The sequence below is a fragment of the Paenibacillus mendelii genome, assembly GCF_024498075.1.
GTDB classification, from domain to species: domain Bacteria; phylum Bacillota; class Bacilli; order Paenibacillales; family Paenibacillaceae; genus Paenibacillus_Z; species Paenibacillus_Z mendelii.
The window spans coordinates 143826-163050 of sequence record NZ_JANHOF010000001.1 but is presented as its reverse complement, the minus strand read 5'-3'; the positions used below and the strand labels follow the sequence as shown (position 1 = coordinate 163050).

Annotated in this window: 15 protein-coding genes; 14 read left to right on the top strand and 1 reads right to left on the bottom strand. The window is 47.4% G+C overall.

The window, feature by feature from the left end; all coding sequences use genetic code 11:
- Positions 1 to 174: 174 nt before the first annotated feature.
- From NNL21_RS00750 to NNL21_RS00695, 13 genes are all read left to right on the top strand, one after another.
- Positions 175 to 4044: a heparinase II/III domain-containing protein gene (locus NNL21_RS00750; RefSeq protein WP_204815500.1), complete on the top strand. Its 3870-nt coding sequence runs from the start codon at positions 175 to 177 to the stop codon at positions 4042 to 4044.
- Between the two features lie 238 nt (positions 4045 to 4282).
- Entirely contained in the window at positions 4283 to 4705 is a 423-nt protein-coding gene (locus tag NNL21_RS36695) for an NUDIX hydrolase (RefSeq protein WP_373567529.1), read from the top strand.
- 1105 nt (positions 4706 to 5810) lie between these two features.
- Positions 5811 to 6704, top strand: coding sequence for an aminoglycoside phosphotransferase family protein (locus NNL21_RS00745; protein WP_204815498.1), 894 nt, complete (start codon positions 5811 to 5813; stop codon positions 6702 to 6704).
- Between the two features lie 38 nt (positions 6705 to 6742).
- Entirely contained in the window at positions 6743 to 7408 is a 666-nt protein-coding gene (locus tag NNL21_RS00740; protein ID WP_204815497.1) for a B-box zinc finger protein, read from the top strand.
- 297 nt (positions 7409 to 7705) lie between these two features.
- Positions 7706 to 8473 (top strand): sulfite exporter TauE/SafE family protein, encoded by a 768-nt coding sequence (locus NNL21_RS00735; protein ID WP_256554987.1) that lies wholly within the window; start codon positions 7706 to 7708, stop codon positions 8471 to 8473.
- Positions 8474 to 8601: 128 nt separating this feature from the next.
- Positions 8602 to 9486: an AraC family transcriptional regulator gene (locus tag NNL21_RS00730; protein WP_204815496.1), complete on the top strand. Its 885-nt coding sequence runs from the start codon at positions 8602 to 8604 to the stop codon at positions 9484 to 9486.
- A gap of 71 nt (positions 9487 to 9557) precedes the next feature.
- Positions 9558 to 10421, top strand: coding sequence for an ABC transporter substrate-binding protein (locus tag NNL21_RS00725; protein ID WP_204815495.1), 864 nt, complete (start codon positions 9558 to 9560; stop codon positions 10419 to 10421).
- 182 nt (positions 10422 to 10603) lie between these two features.
- The gene (locus tag NNL21_RS00720) at positions 10604 to 11581 is read left to right on the top strand and encodes a helix-turn-helix transcriptional regulator (protein WP_204815494.1); all 978 of its coding nucleotides are present in this window, start codon (positions 10604 to 10606) and stop codon (positions 11579 to 11581) included.
- Positions 11582 to 11743: 162 nt separating this feature from the next.
- Positions 11744 to 12943 carry an MFS transporter gene (locus tag NNL21_RS00715; protein ID WP_204816707.1) on the top strand — a complete coding sequence of 400 codons (1200 nt, stop codon included), beginning with the start codon at positions 11744 to 11746 and terminating at the stop codon, positions 12941 to 12943.
- 241 nt (positions 12944 to 13184) lie between these two features.
- Positions 13185 to 14183, top strand: coding sequence for a zinc-binding dehydrogenase (locus NNL21_RS00710; RefSeq protein WP_204815493.1), 999 nt, complete (start codon positions 13185 to 13187; stop codon positions 14181 to 14183).
- 122 nt (positions 14184 to 14305) lie between these two features.
- Entirely contained in the window at positions 14306 to 15928 is a 1623-nt protein-coding gene (locus NNL21_RS00705) for a glycoside hydrolase family 140 protein (RefSeq protein ID WP_204815492.1), read from the top strand.
- Between the two features lie 313 nt (positions 15929 to 16241).
- Complete coding sequence (locus NNL21_RS00700; RefSeq protein WP_204815491.1) at positions 16242 to 16484, top strand: substrate-binding domain-containing protein; 243 nt, start codon at positions 16242 to 16244, stop codon at positions 16482 to 16484.
- A 131-nt stretch (positions 16485 to 16615) separates the two neighbouring features.
- Complete coding sequence (locus NNL21_RS00695) at positions 16616 to 17617, top strand: hypothetical protein (RefSeq protein WP_204815490.1); 1002 nt, start codon at positions 16616 to 16618, stop codon at positions 17615 to 17617.
- Positions 17618 to 17987: 370 nt separating this feature from the next.
- Here NNL21_RS00695 and NNL21_RS00690 read toward each other — a convergent pair whose 3' ends face one another.
- On the bottom strand, positions 17988 to 18158 hold the full coding sequence (locus NNL21_RS00690) for a hypothetical protein (RefSeq protein WP_204815489.1): 171 nt from the start codon (positions 18156 to 18158) through the stop codon (positions 17988 to 17990).
- 188 nt (positions 18159 to 18346) lie between these two features.
- Here NNL21_RS00690 and NNL21_RS00685 point away from each other — a divergent pair, with 188 nt between their 5' ends.
- Positions 18347 to 18910, top strand: a complete 564-nt coding sequence (locus NNL21_RS00685) for an FAD-dependent oxidoreductase (RefSeq protein WP_204815488.1) — start codon at positions 18347 to 18349, stop codon at positions 18908 to 18910.
- Positions 18911 to 19225: the final 315 nt, after the last annotated feature.

Here is a 19225-nt window from a genome sequence, read left to right as displayed (position 1 = left end):
AGTAAAATACAGATGTTAGATTGTTGTGAGTAAATCGATCGTTAATCCGACAAGCACCAGTCATGAAATGGGAAGCAATCGTTAAAGACCTTGAGGGGGGTGATTCCATGATTCATGGGCATACCATGATCAATATCTGACTTAATCGTTTCTAAAAACCGAGGAGGGATATTAATGTTAGTTCTAATTCGCAAGCGGTTCTCAACGGTGCTGTGCGTTCTGATTATGGTCTCGTTATTTCCATTCGAAGAACCACACACCTCTAGTGCGTCGGATGCAACTGAAGAATACGTGATGCCGGATACGACCGTGTACCATTTCGGAACCGGAGCGGCATCTGGACCAGCCGTTACGCTTGTCGGCGATCCAGATTCGGCCCCCCGGGTAACGGGTACCGCCAGCGGGCTGCAGATTCATTCGACCCTGTCGGATCCGTCGCGGACATTCGAGTTCACGGTGGAACAAGCCGGTCGTTACCGCGTAATGCTTGGAGGCATGACTGCTTCTGACGGTGGCACGGCTGATATTAGCATTGACGGGACACGTCAGGGATCGTACAGTTTCTACAGTGTCACGGGTCAGTATCCGAGAGCGGATCTGTATCTGGGGCAGCAGCAGTTAACGGAGGGCAAGCATACCCTCGAGCTAACTGTGAAAGAAAAGGGGAGCGGGTTGGGTGGCGGCAATGGAACATTGATGTATCCCTCAAGGCTTGTCTTAACCGATCTGGACGCTGTCACAAGCAGCAAGACGCGCAGCACCATTTACACCTCGGTCAAACTCGAGGCCGCGAGGAATAATGTCCAGCAGTATGACTGGGCAGCAGCGCTCCTTAACACCGCACGGGTGAAAGCAGACATCTATGCTGCATTGGATTATGAAGAGTTGTGGAGCATTGTGCCGACGCAGGCTGTTCCCCGCAGCTATAACACGAATCAGTTGACCGGGAATTTTAGCCCGATATCGGGCGATTTGAAGCCATACGGGAATTATCCTTGGAAGGCGGACCCTCTCAACGAACCGTGGAAAATAACCGACCCTGCTAGCGGGTATAAATTTCCCACCAATGATTTCGGCGCCTATTATCGGAGCGGCTTGGACGAGCATGGCAATTTCAGCCCCTCTCTGGCGGATCGCAGTCTTCTGGTAAATAAGCTTTATCCGGAGAAAGGCCCGGATTGGGGGGTTGATGACGGTTATGGCTGGGTTGATCCAGTAACGAATAAACGTTATACATTTATCGCCTATTATGCACACTGGTTCGCTTGGTATGGCGGACCGGCGAATATTCAAGGAGGCTTAAATGCGCTTAGGGATGCTTACATCTATACAGGAGATATGAAGTATGCACGTGCGGGAGCTATTCTGCTAAGCCGGATCGCCGATGTCTACCCTTCTATGGATGTCGCTCAATTCAGCAATGCCATTTATGTGAATTCGCATGGCGGAACGGGCGACGGCAAATCAGTCGGCTCGATCTGGGAAAGCGGCCTAGTCAAATCGTTTATTACGGCTTATGACGCCTTTTTCCCCGTATACGACGATCCGGAAGTTGTTCAATTCTTGAAATCCAAGGGAGAACAGTATGACCTGCCGCTAAAAGAAAACGGTACAGGGCTTCGTCGCAGCATTGAGGATAATATTCTCCGCCAGGTACAGCCAGGTGTCTACTGGGATCAACTCCGGGGCAATAATGGTTTCCATCAAAGCGCAGTTGCCTTGGCTGCCGTCGTTCACGATACACTGCCCGAAACCAAGCAGTGGCTGGATTATACCTTCCAGGCGGGCGGCTTTATTAACGAAATCCCCCGCCGTGTGACAGGCGGAAATGTACTATACAGCTTAGTGAATGATGTTGACCGGGACGGGCATGGCAATGAAGCGGGTCCGGGCTATAACCGCTTATGGCTGAACACCTATCTTGAAGCAGCGAATGCACTTGATGGTTACGACAAATATCCGGCGGCCGACTTGTACGAGAATGTCAAGTTTCGGAAGATGTTCCAGGCGATGTATCCGCTCCTGATGCATGACAAATATACGCCTTCCATCGGCGACAGCGGAACGACGGGACAACCCGCTATCATGGTCGACAAGAACCAATCCATCAAAGCATTCGAGAAGTTCAACGACCCCGTGTACGCCCAACTGGCTTACAAGCTGAATGGCGACAGCACGGAGGGGATTCATTCGGATGTCTACACTACCGAACCCGGCAGAGTGGCCGAGAGCATCAAGTCGGTCATTCAGACTCATGGTCAGCTTAAGCTCGGGAGCAGCAATCTGACCGGTTATGGTTTTACAGGCTTGCGAAGCGGAGCCGGTCCGGATGCGAACCTTGCAGCATGGCTCTACTACGGACGCAGCAGCGGTCATGGGCATAGAGATTCGCTAAACCTGGGTTTATACGGCTTTGGATTGGATCTTGCACCGGATTTGGGCTATCCCGAGCAAGCGAACTCAACCGATGTGAACCGGTTCGAATGGGTTCATAACACGATTAGCCATAATACGGTTCTTGTCGACAAGCAGAAACAGCAGCCGCAATGGGATGGTACGCCCAAGCTGTACGACGACAGCTCCATGGTGAAGCTGATCGATGTCGAAGCGCCTAAGCCATATCCTCAGACACAGCTATATAAGCGTACGACAGCGAGGGTCCGCGTAGATGAAACCAATTCTTACCTCGTCGATTTTTTCAGGGTGAAGGGTGGGAGCGAGCATCACTTCAGCTTTCACGCTGCGGAAGGACCTGTTACTGCAGAAGGTTTGAACCTAACGCCGCAGGCGGGAGGGACGTATGCGGGGCCGGATGTTGCCTTCGGCCAGCGTCCTGTGGACGATAGTGTCTCTGGCTCCGGATATACGGGTGCAGGCTTTCACTGGCTCAAGAATGTAGAACGCGACGACAATCCAACAGATTTATTCAGTATCGATTATGATGTGACCGACACATGGAGGGTGCTGCCTCAGCCGGAGGATATACACCTGAGACTGACCATGATTGGTGATGTGGACGATGTCGCGCTTGCAGATGGCGTTCCTCCGCAGAACAAGCCGGGAAACCCGCAGAGCATCAAATATATGATCGCCCATCGCAGCGGTCCAGATCTGCAAAGCACGTTCACATCGGTCATCGAGCCATATAAGGAACAGCGTTTCATCCGCAGCATTTCTCCAGCGGCCGTCGTATCGAAAGACGGCTACGAGACGGAGGATATCAAGGATGTTCGCGCTGTCAAAGTCGAACTGATGGATGGCCGGGTCGATTATATCGTCAGTTCTTTGAACCGGGAAGCTGTGTTCACGATAGACGGGTCAATCCGATTTCAGGGGTCCTTTGGGATTTATTCAGAAAAAGACGGTCAGCCCCTATTCTCCTATATGAATGATGGAGCTTATATAGGTAAGGTCGGAACGCAGGGTTCCGGGGCATCTTATGCCAATGCAGGCTTGAGCAGGCTTCAGGGCGAAGTCGTCGATTTCACGAAAGAATTGTCTCTGCAGAACCAGATGACCGTGCAGCTCGATTTGCAAGGGGTGGATCCAGCCAGCCTGGTGGGAACCATGATTTACGTTCAGAACGATGGAGCGCGCAACGCGGCTTATATGATCCGCGGAATTAATGCGATTGGTGATGGTTTGTACAAGCTGGATGTAGGCGACATAACGTTCGTACGTTCTTACGCCGATCCAACAGAGATGTCGAAGGGCTTCCTCTATGATCTGGCTGTAGGCGACGTATTTACAATTCCGCTGGCAAGGCAGAAATTGTGGCTATCGAAGGTGAAGATTACCGCTGATAAGACACAATTAGTGAGGAATGAATCGGTCAAGCTGGGGGTCGAAGGATATTATGAGGATGGCACCTCTGTAAATTTGTCCGGTAATGATGCGGTGTATAAAAGCAGCCGCAATGAGGTCGCCAATGTCAATGGAAAAGATAACTTGAAGGCGCATAATGCAGGCACTACGGACATCCGTACAGTCGTAGAGTCGGACGGTATACGTCGTGAAGGTAAGCTGACGATCGTAGTGAAATGATATTATTATCCTCCAAGGTTGCCGAGAACTCTTCGGCAGCCTTCTTTTTAAATTGATCAATCACTAAAAAGCAACTCACGCTGCTGGGTTTCCACCGATTCGTTATCAGATGTATAATCATGGAAGAAGAACGGAGCGCCACACGGCCCAGTATAAGATAAGATCTGTCTAATGTTGGGCGTGTCATGAATACAAAGTGATGATATAAGATGCCGGAGCAACATCTAGTAACAAGTGCATTCGTTCTTGCCTTTCAGGGGAACAGAATTGTTCTGACCGTCGTGGATGGGATATCCCGGGCGGACATGTGGAAATAGGTGGGACACCGGCACAAGCTGCGTTACGGGAATTATACGAGGAGACAGGAGCACGAACAAATTCACCTGCATTTCTAGGTTACATATTAATCCGATTACTTGGTGAGAAGCCTGATAACTATAAATATCCATATCCAGTTAGTTACATGGTATTTTATTGGGCAAGAATCAATCACTTAGAAGACATTGCAAGTAATGATGAGATTCGAACTCGAGAGCTGTTCAGCCCTGAACAGGTGAATGAAATATCGTGGATAAAAGAAAATCGGCTTTTTTACGAAGAGGCACTCCGAAGAGCATTCGTTACAAATCTTGATATGCTATCGATTCATGACGCTGAGTAAGCCGCACAATGGTCGGTGCAATATATACGTACAAACACCAATTAACCTGCAGGAAGATCACTTTAGCCTAAAGTGTCCTCCTACAGGTCATTTTGATGTGTAATCCAATTACAGGTTAATCATATTCATTATTAGAAGAGGAACGAATAATTACTATACAAAGAAGAACCCAAAGAACTGACCTTCACATAAATTTTATCTGTAGAAGGATTATAGCTAGGGAATGGCAAGCTCAATGAAGTGAAGTCGAATGGGATTGTCTTGGACTCATATGCAGAAAAAGTTGAGCTATAGAGGGTGTACTCGGTTGAAAAGCTCACCATATATATCCTAACCTGCAAACTGTCCGAGCTCTGATTAGCGAAATATACGTTCGTTGATGAAGTCGTGCCATAGTAGAACGGCTGCATATCCCAATAATCCACATCTCCTGGAGATATTCCTCCCCAGCTCGAATTGGATGGAATACTTAAATTAGCAGTAGCTGGCGTATTGTTAGATTCAACTTCACCAGCTGCGAATGCAGGCGATACGACAGAGAAGAACAGCGCACTAGTTAAAAGGGCAGCAGCTATTGTTTTTTGACATTGGATTTCATAAAATGTCATCTCCTTAGCAAATGGTAGGATAGGGTGTACATAGATTCAGGAACATCATTTAGGGGGCCACCATAAATTAGAAATCCGAACGCGATAAGTTAATTGTAGATTTTTACAATTGTATTGTAAACTGGTGGATTTTGTCGACAAACATCTATTTTTGTATAATCATTCATATTCATAGAATACGACGATTGATAAGCTGATCGCCGCGCCGGATCATGAGACGATTGATAGTGTCGTGGGAGGAAACCATGGCATATCCGTACGTTTCTGGCATGATATATTGTTTCGCTCCATTTACAGTAAAGCCGCATCTTAGAACGGGCATCTGTTCCACCACTAGGTTGTTTGTGAAAACTTACAACACTTCAGGGGGAGCAGATGCTTTTTTTATTACGGCCTCGTCATCGGTGCGAAGCAGTATATTATACTTTGGGACTTACGTCCTACGAGTCTGTTCTGTATAATAATGGGAGGCATGACGTCAGGATGGTGAAAAGGGAATGGAAACGAATGTCCTTCAACAATTATTCCAAGAACCAATAGAAGAGATCATCGCACTGGATCCTGGTTACTCCGGACATGCCAGTGATGTATGGTCCGTGAGAACGGCATCGCAGGAAGTCGTCGTACGATCATCCCGATTACAGGATGAACCTGCTCGTGAATTTTGGTGGGGCTGCAAGTTTATTTTTGGCATTGATCCCAGAGAAATGATCTATTTTCTTGAGAACGCCAAGGTACTTCATGCAATACCGGATATTCCTGCCCCGACAATATTATCTGACCGTATCATTGATGGAAAGGAGTATCTCGTAGTCGAGAAGATGAAAGGAAATAAGCTGCATTCGTTTACGAACCAGCCAGCTGAGCTCTTATATCAATTCGGGCAGTGGCTAGCTAAGGTGCATATGAACGCCTACAACTTTTACGGGAATCTAGCGAAAACAAAGACAGTGCAGATGGAGGATTATCATCACACATTGGCAGAGGCGATGCGGCGGATTGCAGAACGAGAGTATCCGATCCATAGTAAGATTAGAGGCAGTCTTGAACGAATCATAAAAGAATTAAACGAGATTCCGGTTCCATCGTATTTCTGTCCGGTCTTCATAGATCTTGACCCATCGCAATTTCTTGTCGACCATGGAAGGATATCGGCCGTTGTAGATATCGAAGCCTATGTAGTGGGGCCAAGGGAAATGGATTTTATTGCACTGGAGTACATATTGGATAAGAAATCATCTGAACCATTCATCAGCGGCTATACGACGATTCTTCAGCTGCCCGAGATATCCGCTCATAGGAGGGTTTACCGTTACCTGTACAGACTGCTCGGTGTACAAGGATCAGTTGATCTAGATGAATGGTTTTCACAACCGGAATTATTCATATGAAATAGAATGGCCTAATGGACTAGAAGGAGAAGATGCGTTTGAATTGTTATTTTCATCCAGAGGAAAGCTCGGTAGTACAATGTAAGGGATGCAGGAAACAGCTCTGCCGTAATTGCCATGACATCGAACATCCTGAGTATTGCTTTGTTTGTTCGTTAGAGAATAGCAACAGGAACGTTGCTATACCAGAAAAGAAGAAGATACGTGGTGGAGTTAATCATCGTATTCTCCAAGTAATTGGGTGGTATGAAATCGTTGGCGGATTATTCGGCTTATTAGTAATTGTTCTTGGAGCAGCAAATATTGGATTATTCAATAACCTATATCTTGCCATGATATATCTCGTTTTTTTGCTGTTATTTATGCTTTCGATTGCGGCCGGGGTATTAATGGTGTTGAAAAAGAAGGCGGGCAGGAAATTAACTATTTTCATTCAAATCCTGCAGGTTCCCCAATTCATTGTTAAAGGGACCTATTACTCCTTTTGTGCAGGAGCACAGCTATCTCTTCAATTTTTCGGAGGCATGGAATCTGGATTTCGATTAAATATCGGTATATTCAGTGAGTTCAAGTTTTATATCAATACGATTTTTTATACGAGCATGGTTTCGATAAATATCATTCCATTACTAGTTATATATTTCATATTAAAATCTCGAAGGAAAGCAGAAACAATGACTGCAGATGTGAATGTAACACCATAGAAATCGAATCTGGGGAGCTGTCCACAAGGCAGTTCCTTTTTTCTATTGAAATACCGGCCAGTAAATCGAAGACAATATCACACTTCACATAGAGGAGCCGCCCCAGGATTTAGCCATATATAGAGATGTTATCAGAAGCTCATAATTTGGTTTTAATGCATTCAATTCTATTTAACGTATACAGGGATGTTAATGTCCATTAGAATTGATCCTATGGACTAATGGATGCTTTAAAATTCGTGTTTTACATGAACCTAACCTATGATATTATATAAATCTGATTGAAGAAGAGCATGTTTGCGAGGAGGAATTACAATAAGTATCACACTTATCTTATTGGCGGTCGCTGCTGTATTCGTAGGTGCCTTGATGAAATCGATGTTTGGCTTCGGGGAAGCAATCGTGAGCATGCCTTTGCTTGCGTTGCTGCCGATTCCACTTCCTACCACGGTTTCTCTCATTGGTTTAGCGGGACTAACGGTTGCTTTACTCACAGTATTCGGAGGATGGAAACATGTTGAGCGCCCGGTACTGATCCTGTTGGCTGTGTGCACATTAATCGGTATCCCAGGCGGGCTTGTCTTGCTTCAGCTTGCTCCTGCAATTGTGATCACGTCTGGTCTTGGTATTTTTCTGATTGCTTTCGGGTGTTATTCCTTCATTAAGAAGTCTAGGTCCATTGATCGTCCTCTTCTTCACCATCGCGGTTGGGTATTGCCGTTCGGCGTTGCATCAGGGATGCTTGGAAGTGCTTATAATTTTAATGGTGTGCCCATTGTTGTCTATGGGACCTTACGGCAGTGGACCCCGGAGCGCTTTCGAGGCACTTTACAAGCTCATTTTCTTATATCCGGCGTTCTCGTTGTTGGAGGACACGCTCTCAGCGGGTTATGGACGTTTGATGCTTTGATTTTGTATACCTATTCCCTGCCTGCTATTCTAGCAGCAGCTGCACTCGGCGTATATGTAAATAAGCGGATTCCTGCTAAAAGATTCGAGCATTACTTATTCATCATGATCATCGTTCTCGGATTTCTATTATTAGTACCCCGTGGTTCAAGCTAACGATGTAAACAACATCTTTGCCGATACATGTATTCAACATTTTCGCATCCCTAATTGCAAATGAGAACTGTTATCAATTATAATGATTGCGATAACAGCAGGATTTAATCGGGGGGTGAATGGCATAGATGATCGTTAATGACCACATATTGCTCTGGAATCATGCTTCCATTCAAGTGATGGATGTGCGGCATATTCTGATGAGAAAGGGAGAATTCTTGCATTCATACAGGCTGCCGGCTAGTAGTTTTATGTTCACGACGCGCGGCAGCGCCCATGTACTACTGGACGGAATGGAATATATAATGAAACGATTTCAGATCATGCACAGTGGTAAGGGAGCAAGCCTAGACATTGTCCTGACCGAAGAAGACTTTGAATATTATATGATTTACTATAAAGCCTCGATTCCGCATTCAAATCAACTGGAAACGGTTAGTCGGGGGGAGAGAAACAGTCCGTTTCATATGCAATACAGTTTTTCACCGAACGACGCCATTTCAATTTTTCATAAAGTTAAATTAATGGATCAGGAATTGAGGCATTCGGGGTCCCTGGGACGGTTCCATGTTAAATCTTTGTTTTATCCATTCGTGTATAGTATACTGCAGCAGCTTCATAGACAAGGAATTGATATGAAGGAGCCAGATGCTGCAGCTCAAGTTAAGCTGTATATTCAGGAGCATTATGCGGAATCCATTACGCTGGAGTCGCTTGCGGAGGTACTGAACTATAGTGTTCCGCATCTGTCAGCCATGTTCAAACAGAAGACCGGATTCAGCCCAATTGGTTATCTGATTCGGATTCGGATCGATAAGGCGGCAACCCTGTTAGTGGAAACGGACGCGACCCTGCGAGAAATAGCCGCAAGCGTGGGGTATCAGGATCCTTATTATTTTGGCCGTCTTTTCAAGAAGTATAGAGGAGTTTCACCTGACCGGTTTAGAACGAGGGAACGGAAGAAGCATGAAACAAAGATAGTCCTTCTAAATTCATCCGATCCTCCATTGTGACCCGGAAGATTCGAAGTTATATTGATTATGATAATCATTATCAATTATACGACGGAGAAGGGGATTCACAGATGAACGCACAATTTAAACCAGCCACTGCGGCAGCTTTATTGCTTTGCTTAACGACGATTAATGGTGAAATCGAAATCCCGGTAAATCCGAAAAGAATTATTGCAGATCAATATTTAGGCAGTTTGATCGCGCTAGGCGTCACTCCTATAGGAACGCCCGGACTGCATCGGCAAAATCCGTATTTAGCCGATGCGCTCAAGGGTGTGGAGGATATTGGTGATGTGAACGGCTCGTTGGAGAAGGTGATCGATTTGCAGCCAGATCTGATCGTGACCGGGGCAGCGGAAGCAGAAGGGCGATATGATCAGTTAGCCAAAATCGCTCCTACCGTTTCCGTTCCATATGGTGATTTGAAGAATGCCCATGAAGAATTGACCTATTTTGGCAAGCTGCTAGGCAAAGAAAAGGAAGCGGAAGCCTGGCTTGCCGAATATGATCGTCGCATCGCCTCTGCTAGAGAACGTGTTGTGAAGGCTGTGCCAGCCGACGCGACATTCTCTATCTTTGAAATGGCGGGGAAATCGACTTATGTATATGGGGACAATTTCGGACGAGGTGGTCAAGCCGTTTACCAGGCATTGGGCTTTAAACCGCCTGCTCCTATTGCGGCGGAAATTATGGAGAAGCAGTGGGCAGAGCTATCCAATGAGGTATTGCCCCAATATGCTGGCGACTATATTATCTTGACGTCTAACGACCGCACGTTGGAGGAAATTAAAGCAGATCCGGTCTGGTCCACGCTTGATGCAGTCAAAAACGATCATATGTATGTATGGAAAGAGGAACGTTCCTGGTATTATGATCCGATTGCCATTCTGTCGCAGACAGAGGAGATCGCTGCTTGGCTGACCGGACAAGAGTAAAGGCTCCCGCTCATTCTGCAGCGAAATAAAGTAAACCGCTGGCAATCTCCGCCTGCGGTTTTTAATATTTTCAGTTGGAAAATGCTACACTTGGACATACAATTGAAATGAGAATCAATATCATTGAATAGGGATCATCGCTGGATGCGGAAAATAAAAGACACTATCGGAGTGCTGAAAATATGAATGGAACGGACTTTCATCAAAACTTCAATCTATATTTCGATGAGCTTGAGCTGCCGCGGCAGAATACGAATCGTACCGAACAGATGGTACTCCATTCGCAAATCGGGGAGGGGACCATTCATCGCATTGTCCCTCGGTTTGATATGGAGTTGGTCCTATCCGATTACACCTTATATGGAGAACGCGCGATGACCCTTTCCACGGATACGGCTATGGTAGAGCTTAATTATTGCTTGCAAGGAGCACGAGAGGTGATCGTGTCAGGGAAGCGGTACGAGTTTGTTCCGGGAAACTGTGCACTGCAATTTATGAATCAAGCCGACGTACAATTCGAATTCGACGGCAATCAGCCCTTTCTTATGTTAGGCATCGGGATTCCCGTTTCCACCTTTCATCATTTTATGGAGGAGACAGGAGGTACGAGATCGGTCGATTTTTCCAAGATTCTCGGTAATCGTTCCTATCACATCTACCAGGAACCGATCAATCCGGTGTCATCCGTACTTCTTCACAAAATGATACCATCCACTAAAGCTCTCGCTACTAAAAATTTGGAGATGGAGTGCAGCGTGTTGGAGCTTCTATCGTTGGCCTTCCAATCATTCCTGCTTGATGACGACGTGTCCGATGCTCCCAAGCTATCCAAAAGCGATATGCAAAAGATTCGGCAAGCGCGGGAGCTCATTCTGGAACGCATGACAGACCCGCCTACACTGATCGAGCTGTCCCGAATGATCGGTCTGAACGACTATAAATTAAAGGTCGGTTTTAAAGAAATGTTCGGCTCGACGGTGTTCGGCTATTTGCGGGACAAACGGCTGGAGAAGGCTTTCCTCTTGCTGCAGCAAGGCAGCATGAATGTTACCGAAACGTCTTGTGCTGTAGGCTACTCCAATTCCAGCTATTTTGCCGAAGCTTTCCGGGACAAATACGGGATCAACCCGGGGCAGCTCGTACGATGTTCGGAGGAATAAGTGATGACGATCGCTAAGAAGCTGCTCTTCGGAGCGGCTTTTTTTTGCTGGTATAACAAACAATCCCTCTAACCAGTAACGTATTCCGTCTAAAGGTAGATGCCTGGCTGGCAAACACAGTATGATCTGAAGGTAGTGAATACGTGAATGTCAGCAAGGGAGATGTTGCTTGTGAAATATAGAATGATAATCATGTTTCTTATCGTATTGTGCGGCATGATCTCGATCGCAGCATTCAATCCGATCATCGGGCCGCTTTCTCGTAATCTGGGATTGACTGAGATCCAATCGGGATGCTTGGTGTCTGTGGCGGGCTTCTTCTGGCTCCTGGGCGGGTACTTCTGGGAAAAGAGGACATTCCTGAGCAAGAAAAAGCTGTTAGCTACGATTATGCTTGTCTACTTGTTGACGCTCGCCGGCTTTGCCATGCTTGCTGATTACGCGGAAACAAACGTGCAGGATTCAACGGTTTTGTTTTGGAGCTTCCTGCTGCTTCGTGCTGTTGCAGGATTTTTCTTCGGAGGTATTCCGTCGATCGCGCAAGCCTATGTGATGGGCTGGACGTCCAAGGAAACACGAACACGCGGAATGGCGTTATTCGGCGCAGCCAATGGACTCGGATTTGTGCTGGGGCCGGCCATGAGCGGAGGAATGGCGGCAGTTGGACTTACAACGCCGATGTATGCAGCAGCTCTATTAATATTCGTCATGACGACCCTGTTCTTCATGTCTATTCCTGATGAACCGGCGCTTAAGGTTGACCGGCAACGATCATCGCTTTCGCCTATTGATCCGAGGATTCGTATCTACTTATGCATTGGACTTGTCCTCTCGGTTGCGCTGAATATTGTTCAAGTTACGATTGGTTTTTATGTGCAGGATCAGATGGGATACGATGCCCGGGGTGCTGCACAGCTAATCGGACTTGGATTGGCCATATCGGGTATCATGGTCGTTGCCTCACAAATTGTGATTAGCAACTACTTGAAATGGCATCCTAAACGAGTGCTGCGCGCGGGGCTGCTGTTTGTTGCATTGGGGTTACTAGGCTTTCTGTTGTTCATCCGAGTCGCTTATGTGGATTTTGCTATCTTGGGAATTGGTATCGGCTTTACTTTGCTCGGTTACAGTGCTGGTTCCTCTCTGGCCGTACAGGACCATGAGCAGAGGAGCGTTGCCTCCTTTATTGCAGCATTGCAGGGTGGAGGATCATTCCTTGGACCCGTTGCCGGTACTGCTTTATACACTGCTCATATGGCATTTCCATATTCGTTCTGCATGCTGCTTATCTGTCTTTGCGGCGTTCTTGTTGTCAGGAATGGAGCTGTTATCGCGCGGATGAAGAAGGAATTCGAGGGATAATTAATGGTATGGATAATAACGAGTGAACCTACTAAGGTTTGCTCGTTTTTTTTATAGATTAGAATAACCCAGCTGGACATATTTCTAATATAATGTAGATATTGGGGCAATCTGGATCATGCGCTGCATGAAAGCAAGCTTCAACTCATGTGTAACTCAAGCAAAGACGTGCTCTTTATGTTCCTGTACCGAACCTATGACATACTCTCGAGGGGAACGCCCCATTATGAGGAGGTTTAATATGGACACATTGAACATTGTATTCGCGGACAAGGAAAAGGTGGCAGTCCGTAAGGAAACGTTCGATCCTGCTCTCGATCCTACACAAATTTTATGCGCGGCTAGATGCTCCTTAATCAGTACCGGTACGGAGCTGCAATGTCTCAAAGGCATATTCGACCCGGATACGAACTGGTCCAATTGGGTGAAGTATCCATTCCATCCCGGTTATTCGATGGTGGCCGAAGTGATTGATGTTGGACGAGATGTTGTGGGAATCAACAAGGGTGACCGTGTGTTTGTTGAACATTCGCATTCCCAGTATTTTATTACAGATGCAAGGCGGGCTTGCCTGCTTCCGGATGATGTCAGCGATGAGCAAGGCGCGTGGGTTAACCTCTCGAAAACAACACAGCTGGGTGTGAGAAGAGCGGAACTGCAGCTTGGGGAAACCGTAGGGGTGATCGGTCTAGGGCTTCTCGGACAGCTGGTTACGCAATACCTGTATGTTTCCGGAGCCAAAGAGATTCTCGCCATCGACCCGGCAGAGAGCCGGTTGAAGCTGGTCCAAGCGAAACCGGGAATTCAACGTTTGGCCATGGATGCAGGGAAAGCGTATGAAGAAATCAGCCAAAGAACCGGTGGCAAGATGTTGGACGCCGTCTTCGATGTTACCGGTCATCCCGCTGTTTTAGCCCAAGCAACGAAGCTGGTTAAGCCGTTCGGCCGTGTTATTCTTCTGGGGGATACGGCTACTCCTTCACAGCAAGGAATTGGCCGTAATGTTGTGTTTGATGCGGTTTCCATTCTTAGCATTCATGCTCGTATGGAATACAAATCTTGGACTCATCCCGACATGGCCTCTCTGTTCTTGCGTTACATCACGCAGGGACGGATGGATGTGTCCGCCTTGAATACACATCGGTATTCTCCCCTGGATGCCGTGGAGGCTTATGAGCTATTGGTGAGCAACCGAAATTCAGCTATGGGCGTACTTTTTGATTGGACCAAGCTATCGTAGGCACAACTTTATCGGACATTTCTAATAGGCAATAAGGCCAGCTTCGAATCGAGATATTACAACTGTTCATATAATCTAACCGGACTAGCTGTTTCGGTTGGAAGAGAGAGGATGAGGTCCGAATGATTAATAACGTTAAACAAAATAACGTAGTCGAATGGACGTTCCAATCGGAGAAGAGTTATAGCGAGCCCTTCCACGAGATCCGCTTCGAAGCAGTTGTGACGGGTCCAGATGGGAAGGAGCGCAGGCTGCCGGGCTTCTGGGCAGGGAAAGGACAGTGGAAGCTGCGGTATTCATCCTCCCAGATCGGAGAGCATCAGTTCAGAACCGTATGCTCGGATGAGAACGACTTGGGCTTGCACGGGCAGTCAGGTCGTGTTCAGATTGAACCTTATAACGGGGATAATCCTCTATACAAGCATGGAGCAGTGCGTGCTTCGGACTGTCGTTCCTATCTGAAGCATGAGGATGGTACGCCATTCTTCTGGCTTGCGGATACGTGGTGGATGTCGCTCACGAAGCGGCTCCAGTGGCCGGAGGATTTTAAGTGGCTGACCCAGGACCGAGTGGAGAAAGGTTTTACCGCCATTCAGCTGGTGGCCGGATTATATCCAGATATGGCTCCATTCGACGAGCGTGGAGCGGCTGAAGGCGGGCAAGCTTGGGAAACGGATTTCCAACGGATCAATCCAGCCTTCTTCGATACGGCGGACGCGAAGATCGAATGGCTTGTCGAGTCTGGCCTGATGCCATGTATGGTCGCCTGTTGGGGATACTATCTGGATTTTGCCGGAAAGGAAAACATTAAGAAGCATTGGGAATACCTCGTAGCGAGATATGGCGCGTATCCAGTCGTCTGGTGCATCGCGGGTGAAGCGACCATGCCTTACTATCAGTGGGATTCGTTCAGTGATTCGGATCTCAAGAAGCCCTATGTGGAGCGGCTGCGTAAGGAATGGACAGAGATAGCTAATTTTATCGGGTCAATCGATCCTTTCCAGAGAGCGCTTACCATTCATCCGACTGAGTATGGGCACGATATGGTGGAGGACGCCTCGGTGCTCGATCTGGATATGCTGCAAACCGGACATTCCGGGATTCTAACCGTTGGGAATACGGTTCGTAAAGTGCGAGATTCGGTAGCGCGTGAGCCCAAGACGCCGGTCATCAATTCGGAGGTTTGCTATGAGGGTATTGGCGGTACGAGCTTTCAGGAAGTCCAGCGTATGCTCTTCTGGAATTGCATGCTGAATGGGGCATGCGGCCATACATACGGAGCGAACGGAATTTGGCAGGTCAATGATGAGAAGCAGCCGTACGGGGCTTCGCCAACCGGAATTGCATGGGGGCATACCTTCTGGAAGGAAGCAGCGCAGTTACCTGGTTCCAGACAGGTGGGAATCGGGAAGAAGCTTCTGGAGAACTATCGTTGGTGGGAGTTCCAGCCTCATCCGGAATGGGTGAACCCTGTGTTGGAGGAAACGGATGTCTATTCAAGGGTGTATGCCGCGGGTATCACAGGCGAGGTCAGAGTCATCTATGCCCCGATGCATCTGGCATTCTCCGGTGTGACAGTCCGGGAATTAGAGGATGTCATCCCATATCGCGCGTATGCATTCGATCCCGCAACCGCTGATGTCTATGATATGGGACGGATCCAGGTGAACAAGGACGGCACTTGGTCGAGCGGACGTTTGAAGATATTCCAGGACTGGGTTCTGGTCATCGAACGAATCCAATAGCACACGACGAGTGCTGGCGTTCATTGAAGAGGACAGATACGTACAAGTAAGAACTATAACACCGGAACGCTATCGTTCCGGTGTTTTTCTAGTGCCCGCGTGCGATTGCACCTAACATTCAGAGGGGGGGGAGGGAGTGTATTGGAACTGCGGATACGATCTCGATTCATTAAATTCTCTCTAGATACAGCAGCGTGGGCATAGTCAATATCGACTCACTTCCTGTAGTTTCATTCGACAACTCCTATTGACAACAATATACGTTTTTTGCTGAACGGAGCAGCGTCCGCATGACCGGAGAGCGCTAGCTTGGATGCAAAATCATCACTGCAGCTTGAACATACCTGGCGATATCGCCATTGTCGGCATGGATAATTTGGATATCGCATCGCGGGTACACCCCAAGCTAACCTCGGTCTCCTTGGTCCAAGTGGAAATTGGGCGTAATGCAGCCCTTATTCTTATGAACCGTCTTCACGGGACTGCCGTGGCGGACAATGCGGTCAAATTGCTGCCGCGGCTAGTTGTCAGGGAATCAAGCATTCGCTTCGGCTGACGGTCAGAATCCCTTAATGAACGATCCTTCTCAATGGGAAGGATCGTTTTTTTAGGATGAATTTGAACTTAGATGTGATAAAATATTGAAGTCTCCATTCTATTGAGCATATAATGCGAGGGGGTTTCAACGTGGCAGACAACTCAATTCGCGCCATCATCCCAGGAATGCAGCCGATCGACTGGTCTGATCCCACAAGGCAGAGCGAGTATGGCTGGAGTGTCGTTGCTGCTCTGCAGCAGCTCGGCGAAACGCTGAGTTATGACGAAGTCATATGTATCTCAGGGTCGGCGTTTAGAGCCTCGACCTCAGATTCCGGCTTAAACCCAGGCGATTATCATGTCATATACAATATGGAGATCGTTGTCCATACCTTCCAGATGCTCGGATATGATGTAACGATCTACGAACGTGGCGATTTTGAAGCCGATAAGAAACGCATCATGGATAGTATTAATAGAGGGTTGCCTGTGCTGACGCTGGAAGGTGTAATTACCTGTTCAGACTGCTGCTTGATTGGCGGATATGATGACGGGGGCAATGTATTACTAGGCTATAATCCTTTTATGTACCAACAAGACGACCATGATGAGCCGCATGATGTCAGCGGATATTTCAGGAAGACTCACTGGCATGAAGAATCGAACGGGAAATATATCATAATCAACCATCCGATAAACAAACGATCGAAGCGGGAAATCTATCTGGAAACGATAAAGCTGGCTTGCAAGCTCATCCGAGGCACCAAAACAGGCGAGCATCTGGATGGATTCGCCGCCCATACCAGATATGCCGAGCTCCTGCGTGATAATCAAGGCGATCCGGTTGATCTTTATCTGAACATCTTATGTTATTTGAAGCTGTACATCGATAAAGTCTACGTATCCACATTCTTGAGAAGCATGAAGCAAGAGTTTCCTGAATCCGCAGACTCACTTGAAAAGGCGGCCAATTGTTATGATGAAGTCGCCTCGCTAAGAGCTCAGCTGCCTACGATTATACCGGAGGATTTCTCAACCTTCACTAAGCCGCTCGAGCGGAAACAGATCTGCCTATATGCGGAGGTCATCTTGCAAATTAGAGACTGGGAGCAGATGGCGAGAAACTATTTGATCATCGAATTTGATTCGTAGTGGTTAATTGAGTATGACAATAAGAATTCGCGGTTAAAGCCTCCATTGATTCTCATGACTAATTCATACAATATCCGAAGTCGGCGATCAAAATATGCTTCGCTCAGATTTCCGTACGTCCATTCATCGGCATGCTGGCAGTGCAGCCCCATAAGCCAAAGCTGCCGGGCAGCCACAAGGTAGGGGATAGAGGCTAAATCCTACTGGTTCATGCTTCGATTGTCTCATGATTAACATATTCTGTCATCGAGCAAGATCAAGGAGCGTACGGTCTGAACTACATGCAAAAGGCCCGCGGACCGGGCGGGCCTTTGTGGAAGGTATGTGGGGAGACTATACAGTCCAAGTGTGCAGTGTATGACCCGTTTGCTTAGTAGCCTTTGCCGTATCCTGGGCCAGCGCCGACCCCGCCAACTCCGCCACAGCCGCCACCGTATCCACCTACGAAGCCCATGCAGCTACAAGCGATTATCACCAATAGAATAAACAGTACCAGGATCGTTCCTGTGTTTGTGAATGCTCCTCCAACAAATCCAGACATTTTGCATTGCACCTCCTTGTGTATTGGGTACACTGTAGGTTATGCACATTTGTTACGGTGTGATTGGGTGTTTGTTACCGAGATAATTATTCAATGTCATTCGCCTAGTAGTGTGAATAAGCATTTGAAATCGTTTACTTAAAGGTACATAATGGAAGGGTAGTTCATTTTGGGAGGAGGCCCCCTGTATGTTCGATATCATCGTAATCGGGGCGGGACCGGCCGGCGGAAGCGCCGCGCTGTTTACCGCTAAAGCGGGCAAGAAGACACTGCTCATCGACAGCGATCAGAGCATCACGAAGAAGGCTTGGATTCAAAACCACTATGGATTGGACGTCATCAACGGCCCGGATCTGGTGGAAATCGGCAAACGGCAAGCGCAGAAATTCGGAGCGGAGCTCGTGCTGACAAAAGCGGTGGCGATCGAGAAATCGGGCGATGGCCTGCGTGTCGAAACCGAGAGCGGAAGCTATGAAGCGAAGCATGTCATTCTGGCAACCGGATTATTTAACGATCTGGCGGAGAAATCCGGCATCACGACAAAACCGGGAACCGAGCCTCGCATCAAGACAGTTGTTGACGCGGATGCCTCTGGCAAGACCAATGTGGAGGGCGTCTGGGCGGCCGGTACGTGCGCTGGGGTCAGTGTCCACACGATCATTACCGCTGGAGACGGTGCGAAAGTAGCCATCAATGTCATTAGTGAACTGAATGGTGAGCGTTACGTCGATCACGACGTGCTGAAGGCCTGATCAGAGAGAATTCGCTAACTTCCAAGATAAAGCCTCAAACTTATCTATTCGTTATGAGAAGAATGGAGGAAACCGCGTATATCGCGGTTTCTTTACTTTAAGCGCAACACTTTCATTATTATTAACATACCAGTCAAACAGGGTTATTAACTAGTACATGCAGTCCATAGATGACGCCTACAAATTAATTCACTATAAATTCATATCTATGGCCTTATATTGAATATAAGAAAATATCGCTATAACGCAATGACGAGGGAAATCAGGATGATCACCATACCCAAGTAATCCATCTGGACCAATATGTTCATATGT

What these genes read in the sequence shown, in the direction of transcription:
- NNL21_RS00730 (WP_204815496.1), top strand. Translation starts at nt 8,602, where the DNA reads ATGATCGTTAATGACCACATATTGCTCTGGAATCATGCTTCCATTCAA.
- NNL21_RS00720 (WP_204815494.1), top strand. Translation starts at nt 10,604, where the DNA reads ATGAATGGAACGGACTTTCATCAAAACTTCAATCTATATTTCGATGAG.
- NNL21_RS00715 (WP_204816707.1), top strand. Translation starts at nt 11,744, where the DNA reads ATGTTGCTTGTGAAATATAGAATGATAATCATGTTTCTTATCGTATTG.
- NNL21_RS00705 (WP_204815492.1), top strand. Translation starts at nt 14,306, where the DNA reads ATGATTAATAACGTTAAACAAAATAACGTAGTCGAATGGACGTTCCAA.
- NNL21_RS00690 (WP_204815489.1), bottom strand. Translation starts at nt 18,158, where the DNA reads ATGTCTGGATTTGTTGGAGGAGCATTCACAAACACAGGAACGATCCTG.
- NNL21_RS00710 (WP_204815493.1), top strand. Translation starts at nt 13,185, where the DNA reads ATGGACACATTGAACATTGTATTCGCGGACAAGGAAAAGGTGGCAGTC.
- NNL21_RS00685 (WP_204815488.1), top strand. Translation starts at nt 18,347, where the DNA reads ATGTTCGATATCATCGTAATCGGGGCGGGACCGGCCGGCGGAAGCGCC.
- NNL21_RS00700 (WP_204815491.1), top strand. Translation starts at nt 16,242, where the DNA reads ATGCAAAATCATCACTGCAGCTTGAACATACCTGGCGATATCGCCATT.
- NNL21_RS00745 (WP_204815498.1), top strand. Translation starts at nt 5,811, where the DNA reads ATGGAAACGAATGTCCTTCAACAATTATTCCAAGAACCAATAGAAGAG.
- NNL21_RS00725 (WP_204815495.1), top strand. Translation starts at nt 9,558, where the DNA reads ATGAACGCACAATTTAAACCAGCCACTGCGGCAGCTTTATTGCTTTGC.
- NNL21_RS00750 (WP_204815500.1), top strand. Translation starts at nt 175, where the DNA reads ATGTTAGTTCTAATTCGCAAGCGGTTCTCAACGGTGCTGTGCGTTCTG.